The organism is Enterobacter sp. FW301-JW81, from assembly GCF_058788735.1.
Genome location: NZ_JBYTBA010000003.1, coordinates 406,270 through 422,281, shown reverse-complemented (window position 1 = coordinate 422,281; position 16,012 = coordinate 406,270). Strand labels below are relative to the sequence as shown.

At 53.5% G+C, this 16,012-nt stretch carries 17 protein-coding genes and 1 tRNA gene; 12 read left to right on the top strand and 6 right to left on the bottom strand.

Features of this window, described 5'->3' with window-relative positions; all coding sequences use genetic code 11:
• Window positions 1–37: 37 nt before the first annotated feature.
• A complete protein-coding gene (gene murA / locus AC3WOK_RS13040; RefSeq protein WP_025756701.1) occupies window positions 38–1,297 on the top strand; it encodes a UDP-N-acetylglucosamine 1-carboxyvinyltransferase in 1,260 nt (419 codons plus the stop codon).
• A 61-nt stretch (window positions 1,298–1,358) separates the two neighbouring features.
• Here the strand turns inward: murA and sfsB are convergent, their stop codons facing one another.
• Window positions 1,359–1,646, bottom strand: a complete 288-nt coding sequence (gene sfsB, locus AC3WOK_RS13035; RefSeq protein WP_047347703.1) for a DNA-binding transcriptional regulator SfsB — start codon at window positions 1,644–1,646, stop codon at window positions 1,359–1,361.
• Window positions 1,647–1,874: 228 nt separating this feature from the next.
• On the bottom strand, window positions 1,875–2,846 hold the full coding sequence (gene ispB / locus AC3WOK_RS13030; RefSeq protein ID WP_047347704.1) for an octaprenyl diphosphate synthase: 972 nt from the start codon (window positions 2,844–2,846) through the stop codon (window positions 1,875–1,877).
• A 257-nt stretch (window positions 2,847–3,103) separates the two neighbouring features.
• Here ispB and rplU point away from each other — a divergent pair, with 257 nt between their 5' ends.
• The 4 genes from rplU to cgtA all read left to right on the top strand — a co-directional run bounded on the left by rplU (window position 3,104) and on the right by cgtA (window position 5,944).
• The gene (rplU, locus tag AC3WOK_RS13025) at window positions 3,104–3,415 is read left to right on the top strand and encodes a 50S ribosomal protein L21 (RefSeq protein ID WP_003025032.1); all 312 of its coding nucleotides are present in this window, start codon (window positions 3,104–3,106) and stop codon (window positions 3,413–3,415) included.
• Window positions 3,416–3,434: 19 nt separating this feature from the next.
• Window positions 3,435–3,692 carry a 50S ribosomal protein L27 gene (gene rpmA / locus AC3WOK_RS13020; protein WP_004385076.1) on the top strand — a complete coding sequence of 86 codons (258 nt, stop codon included), beginning with the start codon at window positions 3,435–3,437 and terminating at the stop codon, window positions 3,690–3,692.
• 95 nt (window positions 3,693–3,787) lie between these two features.
• Window positions 3,788–4,753, top strand: coding sequence for a DMT family transporter (locus AC3WOK_RS13015; RefSeq protein WP_047347705.1), 966 nt, complete (start codon window positions 3,788–3,790; stop codon window positions 4,751–4,753).
• A gap of 15 nt (window positions 4,754–4,768) precedes the next feature.
• Window positions 4,769–5,944, top strand: coding sequence for an Obg family GTPase CgtA (gene cgtA / locus AC3WOK_RS13010; protein WP_047347706.1), 1,176 nt, complete (start codon window positions 4,769–4,771; stop codon window positions 5,942–5,944).
• Window positions 5,945–5,978: 34 nt separating this feature from the next.
• Here the strand turns inward: cgtA and pmrB are convergent, their stop codons facing one another.
• The 3 genes from pmrB to dacB are packed head-to-tail and all read right to left on the bottom strand — an operon-like array spanning window position 5,979 to window position 9,117.
• On the bottom strand, window positions 5,979–7,022 hold the full coding sequence (gene pmrB / locus AC3WOK_RS13005; RefSeq protein WP_492354634.1) for a two-component system sensor histidine kinase PmrB: 1,044 nt from the start codon (window positions 7,020–7,022) through the stop codon (window positions 5,979–5,981).
• Complete coding sequence (gene pmrA / locus AC3WOK_RS13000) at window positions 7,019–7,681, bottom strand: two-component system response regulator PmrA (protein WP_047347708.1); 663 nt, start codon at window positions 7,679–7,681, stop codon at window positions 7,019–7,021. The genes pmrB and pmrA overlap by 4 nt, the downstream gene beginning before the upstream one ends.
• Window positions 7,682–7,683: 2 nt before the next feature.
• Window positions 7,684–9,117 (bottom strand): serine-type D-Ala-D-Ala carboxypeptidase, encoded by a 1,434-nt coding sequence (gene dacB, locus AC3WOK_RS12995; RefSeq protein WP_047347709.1) that lies wholly within the window; start codon window positions 9,115–9,117, stop codon window positions 7,684–7,686.
• 227 nt (window positions 9,118–9,344) lie between these two features.
• Here dacB and greA point away from each other — a divergent pair, with 227 nt between their 5' ends.
• Window positions 9,345–9,821: a transcription elongation factor GreA gene (gene greA / locus AC3WOK_RS12990; protein ID WP_047347710.1), complete on the top strand. Its 477-nt coding sequence runs from the start codon at window positions 9,345–9,347 to the stop codon at window positions 9,819–9,821.
• 151 nt (window positions 9,822–9,972) lie between these two features.
• Here the strand turns inward: greA and yhbY are convergent, their stop codons facing one another.
• Window positions 9,973–10,266, bottom strand: a complete 294-nt coding sequence (gene yhbY / locus AC3WOK_RS12985) for a ribosome assembly RNA-binding protein YhbY (RefSeq protein ID WP_003861814.1) — start codon at window positions 10,264–10,266, stop codon at window positions 9,973–9,975.
• Between the two features lie 127 nt (window positions 10,267–10,393).
• Here yhbY and rlmE point away from each other — a divergent pair, with 127 nt between their 5' ends.
• The 6 genes from rlmE to AC3WOK_RS12955 all read left to right on the top strand — a co-directional run bounded on the left by rlmE (window position 10,394) and on the right by AC3WOK_RS12955 (window position 15,986).
• Window positions 10,394–11,020: a 23S rRNA (uridine(2552)-2'-O)-methyltransferase RlmE gene (gene rlmE / locus AC3WOK_RS12980; RefSeq protein WP_010436004.1), complete on the top strand. Its 627-nt coding sequence runs from the start codon at window positions 10,394–10,396 to the stop codon at window positions 11,018–11,020.
• A gap of 102 nt (window positions 11,021–11,122) precedes the next feature.
• Window positions 11,123–13,057, top strand: coding sequence for an ATP-dependent zinc metalloprotease FtsH (gene ftsH, locus AC3WOK_RS12975; protein ID WP_010436002.1), 1,935 nt, complete (start codon window positions 11,123–11,125; stop codon window positions 13,055–13,057).
• A gap of 98 nt (window positions 13,058–13,155) precedes the next feature.
• Window positions 13,156–14,004, top strand: a complete 849-nt coding sequence (gene folP, locus AC3WOK_RS12970; protein ID WP_059312170.1) for a dihydropteroate synthase — start codon at window positions 13,156–13,158, stop codon at window positions 14,002–14,004.
• Entirely contained in the window at window positions 13,997–15,334 is a 1,338-nt protein-coding gene (glmM, locus tag AC3WOK_RS12965) for a phosphoglucosamine mutase (protein ID WP_014171789.1), read from the top strand. Before folP ends, glmM begins: the two co-directional genes overlap by 8 nt.
• Before the next feature lie 223 nt (window positions 15,335–15,557).
• On the top strand, window positions 15,558–15,890 hold the full coding sequence (gene secG / locus AC3WOK_RS12960; protein ID WP_023333590.1) for a preprotein translocase subunit SecG: 333 nt from the start codon (window positions 15,558–15,560) through the stop codon (window positions 15,888–15,890).
• Between the two features lie 9 nt (window positions 15,891–15,899).
• Window positions 15,900–15,986 (top strand) — tRNA-Leu (locus AC3WOK_RS12955).
• Window positions 15,987–16,012: the final 26 nt, after the last annotated feature.

Genomic DNA, 16,012 nt, shown 5'->3' with positions numbered 1-16,012 from the left:
GGCCCACAGCACGGTTGAATTTATAAGAGAGCACACAATGGATAAATTTCGTGTACAGGGGCCAACGCGTCTCCAGGGCGAAGTCACAATTTCTGGCGCGAAAAACGCCGCGCTGCCAATCCTTTTTGCTGCGCTGCTCGCGGAAGAGCCGGTAGAAATTCAAAACGTACCGAAGCTGAAAGATATCGACACCACCATGAAGTTGCTCACCCAGTTGGGCACTAAAGTCGAGCGTAATGGTTCCGTCTGGATCGACGCCAGCAACGTAAACAACTTCTCTGCCCCTTACGATCTGGTGAAAACCATGCGTGCTTCCATCTGGGCGCTTGGTCCGCTGGTGGCGCGTTTTGGCCAGGGGCAGGTTTCACTGCCGGGCGGTTGCGCTATCGGTGCGCGTCCGGTTGACCTGCATATCTTTGGTCTGGAAAAACTGGGCGCAGAGATCAAGCTGGAAGAAGGTTACGTCAAAGCGTCCGTCAACGGGCGTCTGAAAGGCGCGCACATTGTCATGGACAAAGTGAGCGTGGGCGCAACGGTCACCATTATGTCTGCGGCGACGCTGGCAGAAGGCACCACGATCATCGAAAACGCCGCGCGTGAGCCGGAAATTGTGGATACCGCCAACTTCCTCGTGGCGCTGGGGGCGAAGATCTCCGGTCAGGGTACTGACCGCATCACCATCGAAGGCGTTGAGCGTCTGGGCGGCGGTGTTTATCGCGTACTGCCGGACCGTATCGAAACCGGTACTTTCCTGGTGGCTGCGGCGATCTCTGGCGGTAAAATTGTCTGCCGTAATGCACAGCCTGACACCCTGGATGCGGTACTGGCGAAGCTGCGTGATGCGGGTGCGGATATCGAAATCGGTGAAGACTGGATCAGCCTGGATATGCATGGCCAGCGTCCAAAAGCGGTCAATGTACGTACGGCGCCGCATCCGGCGTTCCCGACCGACATGCAGGCGCAGTTCACCCTGCTGAACCTGGTCGCCGAAGGTACCGGCTTCATCACTGAAACCATTTTCGAGAACCGCTTCATGCACGTACCGGAGCTGATCCGTATGGGCGCACATGCAGAGATCGAGAGTAATACCGTGATTTGCCACGGCGTTGAGAAACTGTCTGGCGCTCAGGTGATGGCCACCGATCTGCGTGCGTCTGCAAGCCTGGTGCTGGCGGGTTGTATCGCGGAAGGCACAACGATTGTGGATCGTATTTATCACATCGATCGTGGTTACGAACGTATCGAAGATAAACTGCGCGCGCTGGGTGCGAATATAGAGCGTGTGAAGGGCGAGTAATCGTTCCGGCAGCCCCCTGCCAGAAATGACCGGGGGGTTGCTGTTCCTGTCAAAAAACGCATTATTCCTGCGTTTCTTTCTTTGCCTTTCTCTGGCGAATCATCCGCGATCTGTCGATAAATTCATGGGTTACTGGATCGTGGTAGCGCGAAGGCCAAATGACCCACGGATGCGTATCCAGTGCCGTTGCGATAATTAACTCTCCTTTAGGCCAGGGGCGGGTCAGGGCGTTTGCGAGGGTTGAAGAACTCAGTCCATGGCGGCGGGACTCTGCAGCCAGTGAAGTGCCTCTTTTGCGCAGTGCCGCAATGATATCAGCCGTGTGCCAGTCGATAAATTTCGTATCCATAACGCTGTCCTTAAGTTCGGATTCACCTACGCCGTTTCTTCTGAAACGACGGGCTTACTATACCCATTTCAAACTGTTGTTCTAAAAAGTTCGCGTTACTTGAAGGGATATTCAGAATAAGGAATGGCTTTATTCATGCGGTCTCTAAACCGATAAATTTACATGAATACGTAATTTACTGGGGTGTACTGGAATCTCCCCGCGATGGCGCGGGGAGAAACAAGGGGGTTAACGGTCGCGCTGAACGGCGATGTGGGCCAGGCCAATTAGCGCGTCGCGCCATGGGCTGTCTGGGATTACCTGCAGTGCAGCGATGGCTTTATCCGCTTCTTCTTCCGCGCGCTGACGGGTCCACTCCAGCGATCCGCAGATGGCCATAGTTTCCAGTACAGGTTCCAGAAGATGGCGGCCATTTCCCTGCTCAATCGCTTCACGGATCATTTTCGCCTGGTCGGCAGTTCCGTTGCGCATTGCGTGAAGCAGCGGCAGGGTTGGTTTGCCTTCGTTCAGGTCATCACCCACGTTTTTGCCGAGCGTCTCACCGTCCGCACTGTAGTCCAGCAAATCGTCAATTAACTGGAATGCCGTACCCAGATAACGACCATAGTCCTGCAGCCCTTTTTCCTGTGCCTCGGTACAGTCCGCCAGAATGCCGGAGCACTGGGCGGCCGCCTCAAACAGGCGCGCGGTTTTACTGTAAATCACACGCATGTAGTTTTCTTCGGTGATGTCAGGGTCGTTGACGTTCATCAGCTGCAGCACTTCGCCTTCTGCAATAACGTTAACGGCTTCGGACATCACCTCCAGCACTTTCAGGGAACCCAGACTGGTCATCATCTGGAAGGCGCGGGTATAAATAAAATCCCCCACCAGTACGCTGGCTGCGTTTCCGAAAGCGGCATTTGCCGTGGCTTTTCCACGACGCATATCCGATTCATCCACAACGTCATCATGCAGAAGCGTCGCCGTGTGAATAAATTCGATGAGTGCTGCGATCGTGATGTGGGCATTTCCCTCATAACCAACGGCTCTGGCAGCCAGAATGGCGATCATCGGACGAATGCGTTTACCGCCGCCGCTGACAATGTAATAGCCCAACTGATTGATCAGCTGAACGTCAGAGTTGAGTTGCTCCAGGATTGCTGCATTCACACCCGCCATATCTTGCGCGGTTAACTCGTTGATTTTTTCTAAATTCATCGCAAAAGCCGGGCTTTTTATCCTGTTGATCCCATCTACAATGGGGTAACGAAGGGTTTCGGTTTATCAATAGTAGTGCTGATTGTACTGAAAAAACGGCTCAGATAAACGTTACCGTACGCGTTGTGTTTTTTTTCTTCATGTATTGACGGTAGCACTTGTCAAAGGCTCGCGTTTTGCGTAATATTCGCGCCCTATTGTGAATATTTATAGCGCACTCTGAATCATACGAGGACGTGCGCGGAAGCGGAGTTTATATGTACGCGGTTTTCCAAAGTGGTGGTAAACAACACCGAGTAAGCGAAGGTCAGACCGTTCGCCTGGAAAAGCTGGACATCGCAACTGGCGAATCTGTTGAATTCGCAGAAGTTCTGATGATCGCAAACGGTGAAGAAGTCAAAATCGGCGTTCCTTTCGTTGATGGCGGCGTTATCAAAGCTGAAGTTGTTGCACACGGTCGTGGCGAGAAAGTTAAAATCGTTAAGTTTCGTCGTCGTAAGCACTACCGTAAGCAGCAGGGCCACCGTCAGTGGTTCACTGATGTGAAAATTACTGGCATCAGCGCCTAAGACCTGAGGAGAGATTTAAATGGCACATAAAAAGGCTGGCGGCTCCACACGTAACGGTCGCGATTCAGAAGCTAAACGCCTTGGCGTTAAGCGTTTCGGTGGCGAATCCGTTCTGGCGGGTAGCATCATCGTTCGTCAACGTGGTACCAAATTCCACGCTGGCAACAACGTAGGTTGCGGTCGTGACCACACTCTGTTTGCTAAAGCAGACGGTAAAGTGAAATTTGAAGTTAAAGGCCCGAACAACCGTAAATACATCAGCATCGTTGCTGAGTAAGGTTTTCTCGGTCCGGTAACGGATTAAAGCCCCGCAACGTGTTGCGGGGCTTTTTACATTGGAAACCCGGAAAATTTTCTGTAGGGAAAACGGGCATGAAGCAGCAGGCCGGCATAGGTATTCTTTTGGCGCTCACCACCGCAATGTGCTGGGGCGCGCTGCCAATTGCAATGAAGCAGGTACTGGAAGTGATGGAGCCGCCTACGGTGGTCTTTTATCGCTTTCTGATGGCAAGCATCGGCCTCGGGGCCATTCTGGCTGTCAAAGGTAAGCTTCCACCTTTGCGACTCTTCCGTAAACCGCGCTGGCTGGTGTTGCTGGCTATCGCGACGGGCGGTCTGTTTGGTAACTTCATCCTGTTCAGCTCTTCCCTGCAATACCTTAGCCCTACGGCGTCACAGGTGATTGGTCAGCTTTCACCCGTGGGCATGATGGTCGCCAGCGTCTTTATCCTTAAGGAGAAGATGCGCGGTACGCAGATTATCGGGGCGAGCATGCTGCTATGCGGTCTGGTGATGTTCTTCAACACCAGTCTGCTGGAGATTTTTACCCGACTGACGGATTACACGTGGGGTGTGATCTTCGGTGTCGGGGCAGCAACGGTCTGGGTGAGTTATGGCGTCGCGCAAAAGGTGTTATTGCGTCGTCTTGCCTCACAGCAGATCCTCTTTTTGCTGTACACTTTGTGTACAATAGCATTGCTGCCATTAGCAAAGCCGGGTGTGATTACCCAGCTTAGCGACTGGCAACTGGCGTGCCTCATTTTTTGTGGGCTGAACACGCTGGTCGGTTATGGCGCGCTGGCCGAAGCGATGGCGCGCTGGCAGGCAGCACAGGTGAGCGCGTTAATTACGCTTACTCCGCTGTTTACGCTGTTATTTTCAGATTTGTTATCAATGGCCTGGCCCGATGTCTTCGTCAGACCGATGCTCAACCTGTTGGGTTATCTCGGTGCGTTTGTCGTGGTTGCGGGCGCGATGTATTCCGCCATTGGTCATCGTCTTTGGGGACGTTGGCGCAAAAATGAAGCGGTTGTAGTAGTCCCCCGCTCAGGCGAATGAGTTACGGAGAGTAAAATGAAGTTTGTTGATGAAGCGACGATCCTGGTCGTGGCTGGTGATGGCGGCAATGGTTGCGTGAGCTTCCGCCGTGAAAAATATATCCCACGTGGCGGTCCTGACGGCGGCGACGGCGGGGATGGTGGTGACGTGTGGCTGGAGGCGGATGAGAACCTCAACACGCTGATCGACTACCGTTTCGAGAAATCCTTCCGCGCTGAACGTGGCCAGAACGGCCAGAGCCGTGACTGTACCGGGAAACGTGGAAAAGACGTCACCATTAAGGTTCCGGTCGGTACGCGTGTGATTGACCAGGGAACCGGTGAAACCATGGGTGACATGACCAAACACGGTCAGCGCCTGATGGTTGCGAAAGGCGGCTGGCACGGTCTGGGTAACAGCCGTTTCAAATCTTCCGTTAACCGTACGCCGCGTCAGAAAACGATGGGTACACCGGGCGATAAGCGCGATCTGCAGCTGGAGCTGATGCTTCTGGCAGACGTGGGCATGCTGGGTATGCCAAACGCCGGTAAATCGACGTTTATTCGCGCCGTCTCTGCTGCAAAACCAAAAGTGGCGGACTATCCGTTTACCACCCTGGTACCAAGCCTTGGCGTTGTCCGTATGGATAACGAGAAGAGCTTTGTGGTTGCCGATATCCCGGGTCTGATTGAAGGCGCGGCGGAAGGGGCGGGGCTGGGTATCCGCTTCCTGAAACACCTTGAGCGTTGCCGTGTACTGCTGCACCTCATCGATATCGATCCTATCGACGGTTCCGATCCGGTTGAAAATGCCCGCATCATTATCGGTGAGCTGGAAAAATACAGCGAAAAACTGGCGAATAAACCACGCTGGCTGGTCTTCAACAAGATCGACCTGATGGATAAAGCCGAAGCGGAAGCGAAAGCCAAAGCGATTGCAGAAGCGATGGGTTGGGAAGATAAATACTACCTGATCTCTGCGGCAAGCCAGGTTGGCGTGAAAGATCTGTGCTGGGATGTGATGACCTTTATCATCGAAAACCCAATTGTTCAGGCGGAAGAAGTTAAGCAGCCTGAAAAAGTCGAATTCATGTGGGATGACTACCACCGCCAGCAGCTCGAAGAGCTGGAAGCGGAAGAAGATGATGAAGACTGGGACGATGACTGGGATGAAGACGACGAAGAAGGCGTCGAGTTCATCTACAAGCACTAATATCTGTCCAAAGCCCCCATTATGGGGGCTTTTTTTATTCCAGCGTTGATGGCAACCAGCAGCTGGCGATTAAGCCGCCCTCAGCGCCATTTTCAAGCGTCAGCTTGCCGCGGTGGAGCTGCACGATGCGTTGCACGATACTCAGGCCCAGACCACTGCCACCGTAGCGCTGGTCAAGACGACGGAATGGCTCCGTAATTGACTGCCGGTGGGCTTCATCAATACCGGGCCCCTGATCGATAACGCTGACCTGAGTACCGCCTTCGACTTCGTTTAATGTCACTTCAATCGTTGTCCCTGACGGGCTGTATCGTCCGGCATTCTCCAGCAGGTTTCGCAGCATCAGGCGCAGAAGCACTGCGTCTCCCTGAACCGTGAGCTCGCTCCTGGCCGGCCATATCACCGTATGCTCTTTGGCTTCATGCTCAAGACCAAGCGGCATAATGATATTGTCCGTCCAGTTAACGGTATCGTAGTGGCCGCTGGCCATTGCCTGTCCGGCCCGGGCCAGCATCAGCAGTTGTTCAACGGTATGCATGAGCTGATCGATGCGGCTGATTAACGTCGCGGCCTGTGGCGCGCCAGACTGCGCCATGAGCTCCAGATGGAGCCGGATCCCGGCAAGGGGCGTTCGCAGTTCGTGTGCGGCGTCTGCGGTGAAGAGACGCTCCTGCTGAATGGTATTATCCAGCCTGGCGAGTAACTGGTTCAGGGAAGTGGTGACCGCACCAATTTCTTCCATGTCGGAATACATAGGGAGCGGGGTTAAGTTATCCGCCGAACGGTTAGCCAGGCTGGCGCGCAGTTTATTCAGGGGCCGGGTTATCCAGGTAACTGCCCAGAATGAAAACAGCAGCGTGAAACCGACCATCACCAGAGAAGGAACGAGAAGAGAGGCAATCGCTTCGCGGATCTCTTTCTCGACATGGTTATTGCGGGCTTTGGCAGACAACGTTTCACTGACCAGAAAACCAATCTGTTCACGGCTTTCATGCCACAGCCAGATAACGCTTATCAACTGGAAAAATAACAGAATGACCGCCAGCAGCACCATCAGGCGCCGACGCATGCTGTTCATTTCTGGCTCTCCAGGCGATAACCAACGCCACGGACAGTTTTGATCCTGTCTTTGCCGAGCTTACGACGCAGGTTGTGAATATGGACTTCAAGGGTATTTGACCCCGGATCGTCCTGCCAGGAGTAGATATCCTGCTGGAGGGTTTCTCTGTGCACCGTTTGCCCGCTGCGCATGATCAGACGCGTAAGCAGGGCGAACTCTTTTGGGGTCACCTCAACCGGTTGGGCCTGGCGCAGTACCTGCTGGGTTTGCAGATTCAGCGTAATATCGCCGTCGGTGAGTAAGTTGTCACTGTGCCCCTGATAGCGGCGAATCAACGCGCGCACCCGGGCCTGCAGCTCCGCAAGTGCAAAAGGCTTCACCAGGTAATCATCAGCACCGGCATCAAGGCCGGTGATACGATCTTCAATGGCATCGCGTGCTGTCAGGATCAATACCGGGTTGGCGATACCGCGACGTCGCCACTGGGTCAGGAGCGTGGCGCCGTCTTTGTCAGGCAAACCCAAATCGAGGATCACCAGACTGTATTCGCCGCTCTGAATCAGGGCATCCGCCTCCGCCGCCGTGCTGGCACAGTCGAGTGCATACCCTTCATTGGCCAGACCCAGCGCCAGCCCTTCCTGCAATAACAGATCGTCTTCAACTATGAGTAGTTTCATCGCTAGTTATTCTGATAAATGTCCTTATAGAGCCTGCTTTCGAAGCGAACAAGCGGAATACGGCGATTGCGCTGGTCGGTCGGTTCGACGGCATAGCCGGAAAGATACTGCACGAATGCCATGCGTTGTCCGCTGGCGGTAGTGATGAAGCCTGCAAGGTTGTAAACCCCCTGCAGTGAACCGGTTTTGGCGGATACTTTGCCATCCACACCGGCAGCGTGAAGCCCGGCGCGGTACTGCAACGAACCATCATGACCGGCCAGTGGCAGCATTGAAATAAAGTTTAGCTCAGTGTCATGCTGTGCAATGTACTGTAGCACTTGCATCATTGTGGCCGGAGAGATCAAATTATGACGCGATAATCCGGAGCCATCGACGGCAATGGTATTACCCAGATCGATCCCTGCCTGCTGGCGCAGGATCTGACGAACCGCGTCAGAGCCCGCGCGCCAGGTTCCCGGCACGCCAAACCGTGCGTGACCAATCATGCGGAACACGGTGTCGGCAATCATGTTGTCAGATTTTTTCAGCATAATTCGCAGCAAATCGTGCAGCGGCGGAGACTGCTTGCTGGCGATGACCGTGCCGGGCTGGTTGACCTGCGTCTGACGAAGCAACGTGCCGGAGTAGGTTATTCCCGCTTGTTTCAGCTCATCTTTCAGAATGGCGCCCGCGTAGCTGGCACCGTCCTGTATCGCAAATGCCAGCGGCAGCGGATCGGCACGCTGCGTCAGGCAGCCGGTAAGCGTGAAGCGGTTAAGATCGCCTGGCACCACATCCAGTTCGCAATACTGTGCATCCGGGGATCCCTTGGCCAGCGTGCGGACCTGGCTAAACATCGTGACCGGGTAGTAGGATGCTATGCGGATAAACGCTAAGTCATCAGGCTTTGGCGCGCTGTAAAGCGAAACCGAGAAGCAGTTACGGTCAACAATCGCGGCGGCGGGTGGGGCGCTAAAGCATTGCGTCATATCGTTCCACGGCCAGCCTGGGGCTTTATCGTGGCTGGCAAAGATGGACGTATCTATCAGCACATTGCCATCAATCCTCTGCACGCCGGTTTTTTTCAGTACCGCAACCATATTGCGGATATCCTGGCGTTTAAAGGTCGGGTCACCGCCAAAGCGGGCGATAAGATCGCCTTTCAGTTCGCCACCCTCGACGTTACCTTTGGTCTCAAGTGTGGTGGTAAACCGGAAGTCAGGCCCAAGTTGAAGGAGGGCGGCAAGCGCAGTAATCACCTTCTGGGTACTGGCAGGCAGGGCCATCTGTTGACTGTGGTAGTCAATCTCTGGCGTCTGCGCCCCGACCTTTTGCACCATCAAGGCAAGGTTGGCACCTGCGGGCAGTTGATTAATATACTCATCAACATTCGCGGCCTGAACGCTGAACGTTATACTGGTAGTCAATCCGATGATAAATCTGGAAAATCGCATAATCTCGCGCTAACAACCCGAAAACAAACCGTCATACTACGGTGCATAGCACTGCAAAGTAAACGATGACCCATAGTGAACTTCGCGGTAAAATGCATATCAAATTGAAAATTGCTGCTGACCTGGGGCGTTGCTCCCGGGTCGGTTTTCTTTTTGCTTCTGGCCTGCTCATGAGGGCCGGGGCAGGGAACACTGCTCCCAACAGGAATGTTTAAGAGGTATAACAAATGCAAGCTATTCCGATGACCTTACGTGGTGCCGAAAAACTGCGCGAAGAGCTGGATTTCCTGAAATCCGTTCGTCGTCCTGAAATCATCGCCGCTATCGCGGATGCGCGCGAGCATGGCGACCTGAAAGAGAACGCTGAATATCACGCCGCGCGTGAGCAGCAGGGCTTCTGTGAAGGGCGTATTAAAGATATCGAAGCAAAACTGTCCAACGCGCAGGTTATTGATATCACTAAGATGCCTAATAATGGCCGCGTGATTTTCGGTGCAACCGTTACCGTGCTTAACCTCGACAGCGACGAAGAGCAGACGTATCGCATCGTGGGTGATGATGAAGCAGACTTCAAACAGAATCTGATTTCGGTGAACTCACCGATTGCTCGCGGCCTGATTGGCAAAGAGCAGGATGATGTTGTCACCATCCGCACCCCAGGTGGTGAAGTGGAATATGAAATTATCAAGGTTGAATACCTGTAATTCGCCTCTCTGCTAAGATGTTGATACATTGTAAAGAAAAGAAAAAGGCCGCATAGCGGCCTTTTAACAACTCAAGGAGCGTGGCATTTTGCTCACCTGCTGACAGAAATCCCTCGTTTTACACAGAAAATGTGTTCAATTCAGGATATCCTTAACGTGGCAGCGAGATTTTGCGCTCTTTAGATGGGCGATAGAGCACCAGCGTTTTACCGATGACCTGTACATTACAGGCACCGGTTTCGCGCACGATGGCTTCCACGATCAGGTTTTTAGTGTCTCTGTCTTCAGAGGCGATTTTCACCTTGATCAGCTCGTGGTGTTCCAGCGCTTGTTCAATCTCGGCAAGCACCCCTTCGGTCAAACCATTGTTGCCAAGCATAACTACAGGCTTGAGCGGATGTGCCAGACCTTTAAGGTGCTGTTTTTGTTTAGTACTCAGATTCATCGTATATTTTTGCTTACGTTGGGATTGAAAACGGTTCATTCTACCGCCATCTCCCTAATATCGCCAAACAGCAGCGTAGAAATTTACGCCAAAGGTAAGCAACGATGAACCCGGACGGAAATGTTAAATGACAGGTAAAAAGCGTTCTGCCAGTTCCAGCCGCTGGCTTCAGGAACACTTTAGCGATAAATATGTTCTGCAGGCGCAGAAAAAGGGGTTACGTTCCCGCGCCTGGTTTAAACTTGATGAAATACAGCAAAGTGACAAACTTTTTAAGCCGGGGATGACGGTTGTCGACCTCGGTGCAGCACCTGGCGGATGGTCCCAGTATGCGGTAACGCAGATCGGCGGAGCGGGTCGAATCATCGCATGCGATCTTTTACCAATGGATCCCATCGTTGGTGTCGACTTTCTTCAGGGCGATTTTCGTGACGAATTAGTGCTAAAAGCGTTACTTGAACGTGTGGGTGACAGTAAGGTCCAGGTTGTCATGTCTGATATGGCACCAAATATGTGCGGAACACCGGCGGTGGATATCCCTCGCGGCATGTATCTGGTGGAGCTAGCGTTAGAAATGTGTCGTGATGTACTAGCGCCTGGTGGTAGTTTTGTTGTGAAGGTGTTTCAGGGCGAAGGTTTCGAGGAGTACCTTAAGGAAATTCGCTCCCTGTTTGCGAAGGTTAAAGTTCGTAAACCGGACTCTTCCCGGGCGCGTTCCCGTGAAGTGTATATTGTAGCGACCGGGCGAAAATGATAACCGGTAGATTTCAGGCGAAAGTTTGAATGAAACTGGATATAGAGTATCCTGACGCTGTTTTTAACACAGTTGTAATGTGAGGTTAATCCCTTGAGTGACATGGCGAAAAACCTAATTCTCTGGCTGGTCATTGCCGTCGTGCTGATGTCAGTATTCCAGAGCTTTGGGCCCAGCGAGTCGAATGGCCGCAAGGTGGATTATTCTACCTTCCTGCAGGAGGTCAATCAGGACCAGGTTCGCGAAGCGCGTATCAACGGACGTGAGATAAACGTTACCAAGAAAGATAGTAACCGTTACACGACCTACATCCCGGTGAACGATCCTAAGCTGCTTGATAACCTTCTGACCAAAAACGTCAAAGTGGTCGGCGAGCCGCCAGAAGAACCAAGCCTGCTGGCTTCTATCTTCATTTCCTGGTTCCCGATGCTGCTTCTTATCGGCGTCTGGATCTTCTTTATGCGTCAGATGCAGGGCGGCGGTGGCAAAGGTGCCATGTCGTTCGGTAAGAGCAAGGCGCGTATGCTGACGGAAGACCAGATCAAGACCACGTTCGCTGACGTCGCCGGGTGTGACGAAGCGAAAGAAGAGGTGGGTGAGCTGGTTGAATACCTGCGCGAACCGAGCCGTTTCCAGAAACTGGGCGGTAAGATCCCGAAAGGCGTGCTGATGGTTGGCCCTCCGGGTACCGGTAAAACCCTGCTGGCGAAAGCCATTGCGGGTGAAGCGAAGGTGCCGTTCTTTACTATTTCTGGTTCTGACTTCGTAGAAATGTTCGTGGGTGTCGGTGCATCTCGTGTGCGTGACATGTTCGAGCAGGCGAAGAAGGCAGCACCGTGCATTATCTTCATCGATGAAATCGACGCCGTAGGCCGCCAGCGTGGCGCAGGTCTGGGCGGTGGTCACGATGAACGCGAGCAGACGCTGAACCAGATGCTGGTTGAGATGGACGGCTTCGAAGGTAACGAAGGTATCATCGTTATCGCAGCGACTAACCGTCCGGATGTACTTGACCCGGCGCTGCTGCGTCCAGGCCGTTTCGACCGTCAGGTTGTGGTCGGTCTGCCGGATGTTCGCGGTCGTGAACAGATTCTGAAAGTCCACATGCGTCGCGTACCGCTGGCGCCAGATATCGACGCGGCAATCATTGCGCGCGGTACCCCGGGCTTCTCCGGTGCGGACCTGGCTAACCTGGTCAACGAAGCAGCACTGTTTGCCGCTCGCGGTAACAAGCGCGTGGTGTCCATGGTGGAGTTCGAGAAAGCGAAAGACAAGATCATGATGGGTGCGGAACGCCGCTCCATGGTGATGACGGAAGCGCAGAAAGAGTCCACAGCATACCACGAAGCAGGCCACGCGATTATCGGTCGTCTGGTGCCGGAACACGATCCGGTGCATAAGGTGACGATTATTCCTCGCGGTCGTGCACTGGGTGTTACCTTCTTCCTGCCTGAGGGTGACGCGATCAGCGCCAGCCGTCAGAAACTGGAAAGCCAGATTTCTACCCTCTACGGTGGTCGTCTGGCGGAAGAGATTATCTACGGTGTTGAACATGTTTCTACCGGTGCGTCCAACGACATTAAAGTTGCGACAAACCTGGCGCGTAACATGGTGACGCAGTGGGGCTTCTCCGACAAACTCGGTCCGCTGCTGTACGCAGAGGAAGAGGGCGAGGTCTTCCTGGGCCGTTCTGTGGCGAAAGCGAAACATATGTCCGATGAGACGGCACGTATCATCGATCAGGAAGTTAAGTCTTTGGTTGAGCGTAACTATGCACGTGCTCGCCAGATCCTGAACGACAATATGGACATCCTGCATTCGATGAAAGATGCGCTCATGAAATATGAGACCATCGATGCACCGCAGATTGACGACCTGATGGCGCGCCGCGAAGTGCGTCCGCCAGCGGGCTGGGAAGATCCAGGCGCGTCCAATAATTCTGACAATAATGGCACCCCGCGTGCGCCGCGTCCGGTTGATGAACCGCGTACGCCAAACCCGGGCAACACCATGTCAGAACAGTTGGGCGATAAGTAAGTTACTGCTGTTGAAGCATTTGTCCGTACCTCAAACCCTGGAGCTTGCTCCGGGGTTTTTCATTTCTGTTTAACCATATAAATACCAGGGATTTCGCCATGAAATTATTCGCCCAGGACTCGCATCTCGATCTTTCACATCCTCATGTGATGGGGATCCTGAATGTTACCCCTGACTCCTTCTCTGACGGCGGCACGCATAACACGCTTATTGAGGCGGTTAAGCACGCAAATTTAATGATTAATGCAGGTGCCACCATCATTGACGTTGGCGGCGAATCGACGCGTCCGGGGGCGGCGGACGTGTCCGTGGAAGAAGAGCTGGCGCGCGTGGTGCCGGTGGTGGAAGCAATTGCACAACGCTTCGAAGTATGGATATCCGTAGACACTTCCAAACCTGAAGTGATCCGTGAAGTGGCGAAAGTGGGCGCTCACATTATCAATGATATTCGTTCACTCACCGAGCCGGGCGCGATTGAAGCGGCAGCGGAAACCGGGCTGCCCGTTTGTCTTATGCATATGCAGGGTCAGCCGAAAACGATGCAGGAAGCGCCGAAGTACGACGATGTCTTTGCCGACGTGAATCGCTTCTTTATTGAGCATATCGCGCGCTGCGAACGTGCAGGTATCCCAAAAGAGAAATTGCTGCTCGACCCGGGGTTCGGTTTCGGTAAAAATCTCTCACACAATTATGCGCTGCTTGCGCGCTTGTCGGAATTTCATCACTTTGACCTGCCGCTACTGGTGGGGATGTCGAGAAAGTCGATGATTGGTCAGTTACTGAATGTTGGGCCAGCTGAACGCCTGAGTGGGAGTTTGGCCTGCGCGGTGATTGCGGCGATGCAGGGCGCACACATTATTCGTGTCCATGACGTCAAAGAAACAGTAGAAGCCATGCGTGTGGTGGAAGCCACACTGGCAGCGAAGGAAAACAAACGCTATGAGTAATCGTAAATATTTTGGTACCGATGGTATCCGTGGGCGTGTAGGCGATGCTCCAATCACCCCTGATTTTGTTCTGAAGCTCGGCTGGGCTGCTGGCAAGGTACTGGCGCGTCATGGTTCCCGTAAGATCATTATCGGTAAAGATACCCGTATTTCAGGCTATATGCTGGAGTCTGCTCTGGAAGCCGGCCTGGCGGCGGCTGGGCTTTCTGCCTCCTTTACTGGCCCAATGCCAACGCCTGCGGTCGCATACCTGACCCGCACCTTCCGCGCCGAAGCGGGGATTGTCATCTCGGCTTCTCACAACCCGTTCTATGACAACGGCATCAAGTTCTTCTCCATCGATGGCACCAAGCTGCCGGACGAAGTGGAAGAAGCAATCGAAGCCGAAATGGAAAAAGAGATCACCTGTGTTGATTCCGCAGAGCTGGGTAAAGCGAACCGTATTGTCGATGCGGCGGGTCGTTATATCGAATTCTGTAAAGGCACCTTCCCAAATGAGCTGAGCCTGGCGCACCTTAAAATTGTGGTGGACTGTGCCAATGGCGCGACCTATCACATCGCCCCGAATGTCTTCCGCGAGCTTGGCGCGAACGTGATTACCATTGGCTGTGAGCCGGATGGTCTGAACATTAATGAGCAGGTCGGTGCGACTGACGTTCGTGCCCTGCAGGCGCGCGTTCTGGCGGAAAAAGCCGATCTGGGCATTGCGCTTGACGGCGACGGCGACCGCGTGATCATGGTCGACCACGAAGGCAATAAAGTCGACGGGGACCAGATCCTTTACATCATCGCGCGTGAAGGCCTGCGTCAGGGTCAGCTGCGCGGCGGCGCCGTCGGTACCCTGATGAGTAACATGGGCCTGGAACTGGCGCTGAAACAGCTCGGTATTCCGTTTGTCCGCGCGAAAGTGGGTGACCGCTATGTGCTGGAAAAACTGCAGGAGAAGGGCTGGCGTATTGGTGCAGAAAACTCCGGTCACGTGATCCTGCTCGACAAAACGACCACCGGAGACGGTATCGTGGCCGCGCTGCAGGTGGTTGCCGCGATGGCGCGCAACCACATGAGCCTGCACGATCTCTGCAGCGGAATGAAAATGTTCCCACAAATCCTGGTGAACGTGCGCTTCACTGCCGGCAAAGGCGATCCGCTGGAAAATGAGAACGTGAAAGCGGTAATGGCTGACGTTGAAGCGGCGCTGGGCAATCGTGGACGCGTGCTGCTGCGTAAGTCTGGCACCGAACCGCTGATCCGCGTCATGGTGGAAGGTGAAGACGAAGCGCAGGTCAATGAGTTTGCACACCGTATTGCGGATGCTGTAAAAGCTGCATAATCTTGCACGCTAAATGTTTAAAAAGGCGGCTTTTGTCGCCTTTGTTTTAAGCAATTAATGGCTTTTTGCTGTTTTTTTCCGCAGTTGATACAATGCGTCAAAAATGCCCTTGCGAAGGTCATTCGCTTTGGTTAGTATTCACACCCGCTTCAGTGGGAAACAAAAATCCTGCTAATTGGTCGAAGCATTGGTATGCGGCAAATCCGCAAGGAACAGGTTGATTATGTACGAAGCTCTTTTAGTTATTTTCCTTATTGTAGCCATCGCTCTCGTAGCGCTGATTATGCTGCAGCAAGGTAAAGGCGCTGATATGGGAGCCTCCTTCGGAGCAGGCGCTTCCGGTACGCTGTTTGGTTCAAGTGGTTCTGCGAACTTCATGACCCGCACAACGGCGATTCTGGCTACGCTGTTCTTCATCATCAGCCTGGTGCTTGGCAATATCAACAGCAACAAGACCAGTAAAGGAAGCGAGTGGGAAAATCTGAGCGCGCCAGCTAAAACTGAGCAAACTCAGCCAGCTGCACCGGCTAAGCCGACTAGCGATATCCCGCACTAAGTATTCTGTACCGAGGTGGTGGAATTGGTAGACACGCTACCTTGAGGTGGTAGTGCCCTAACGGGCTTGTGGGTTCGAGTCCCATCCTCGGTACCAATATTCCAGAAGAAAGACGTCGAAAG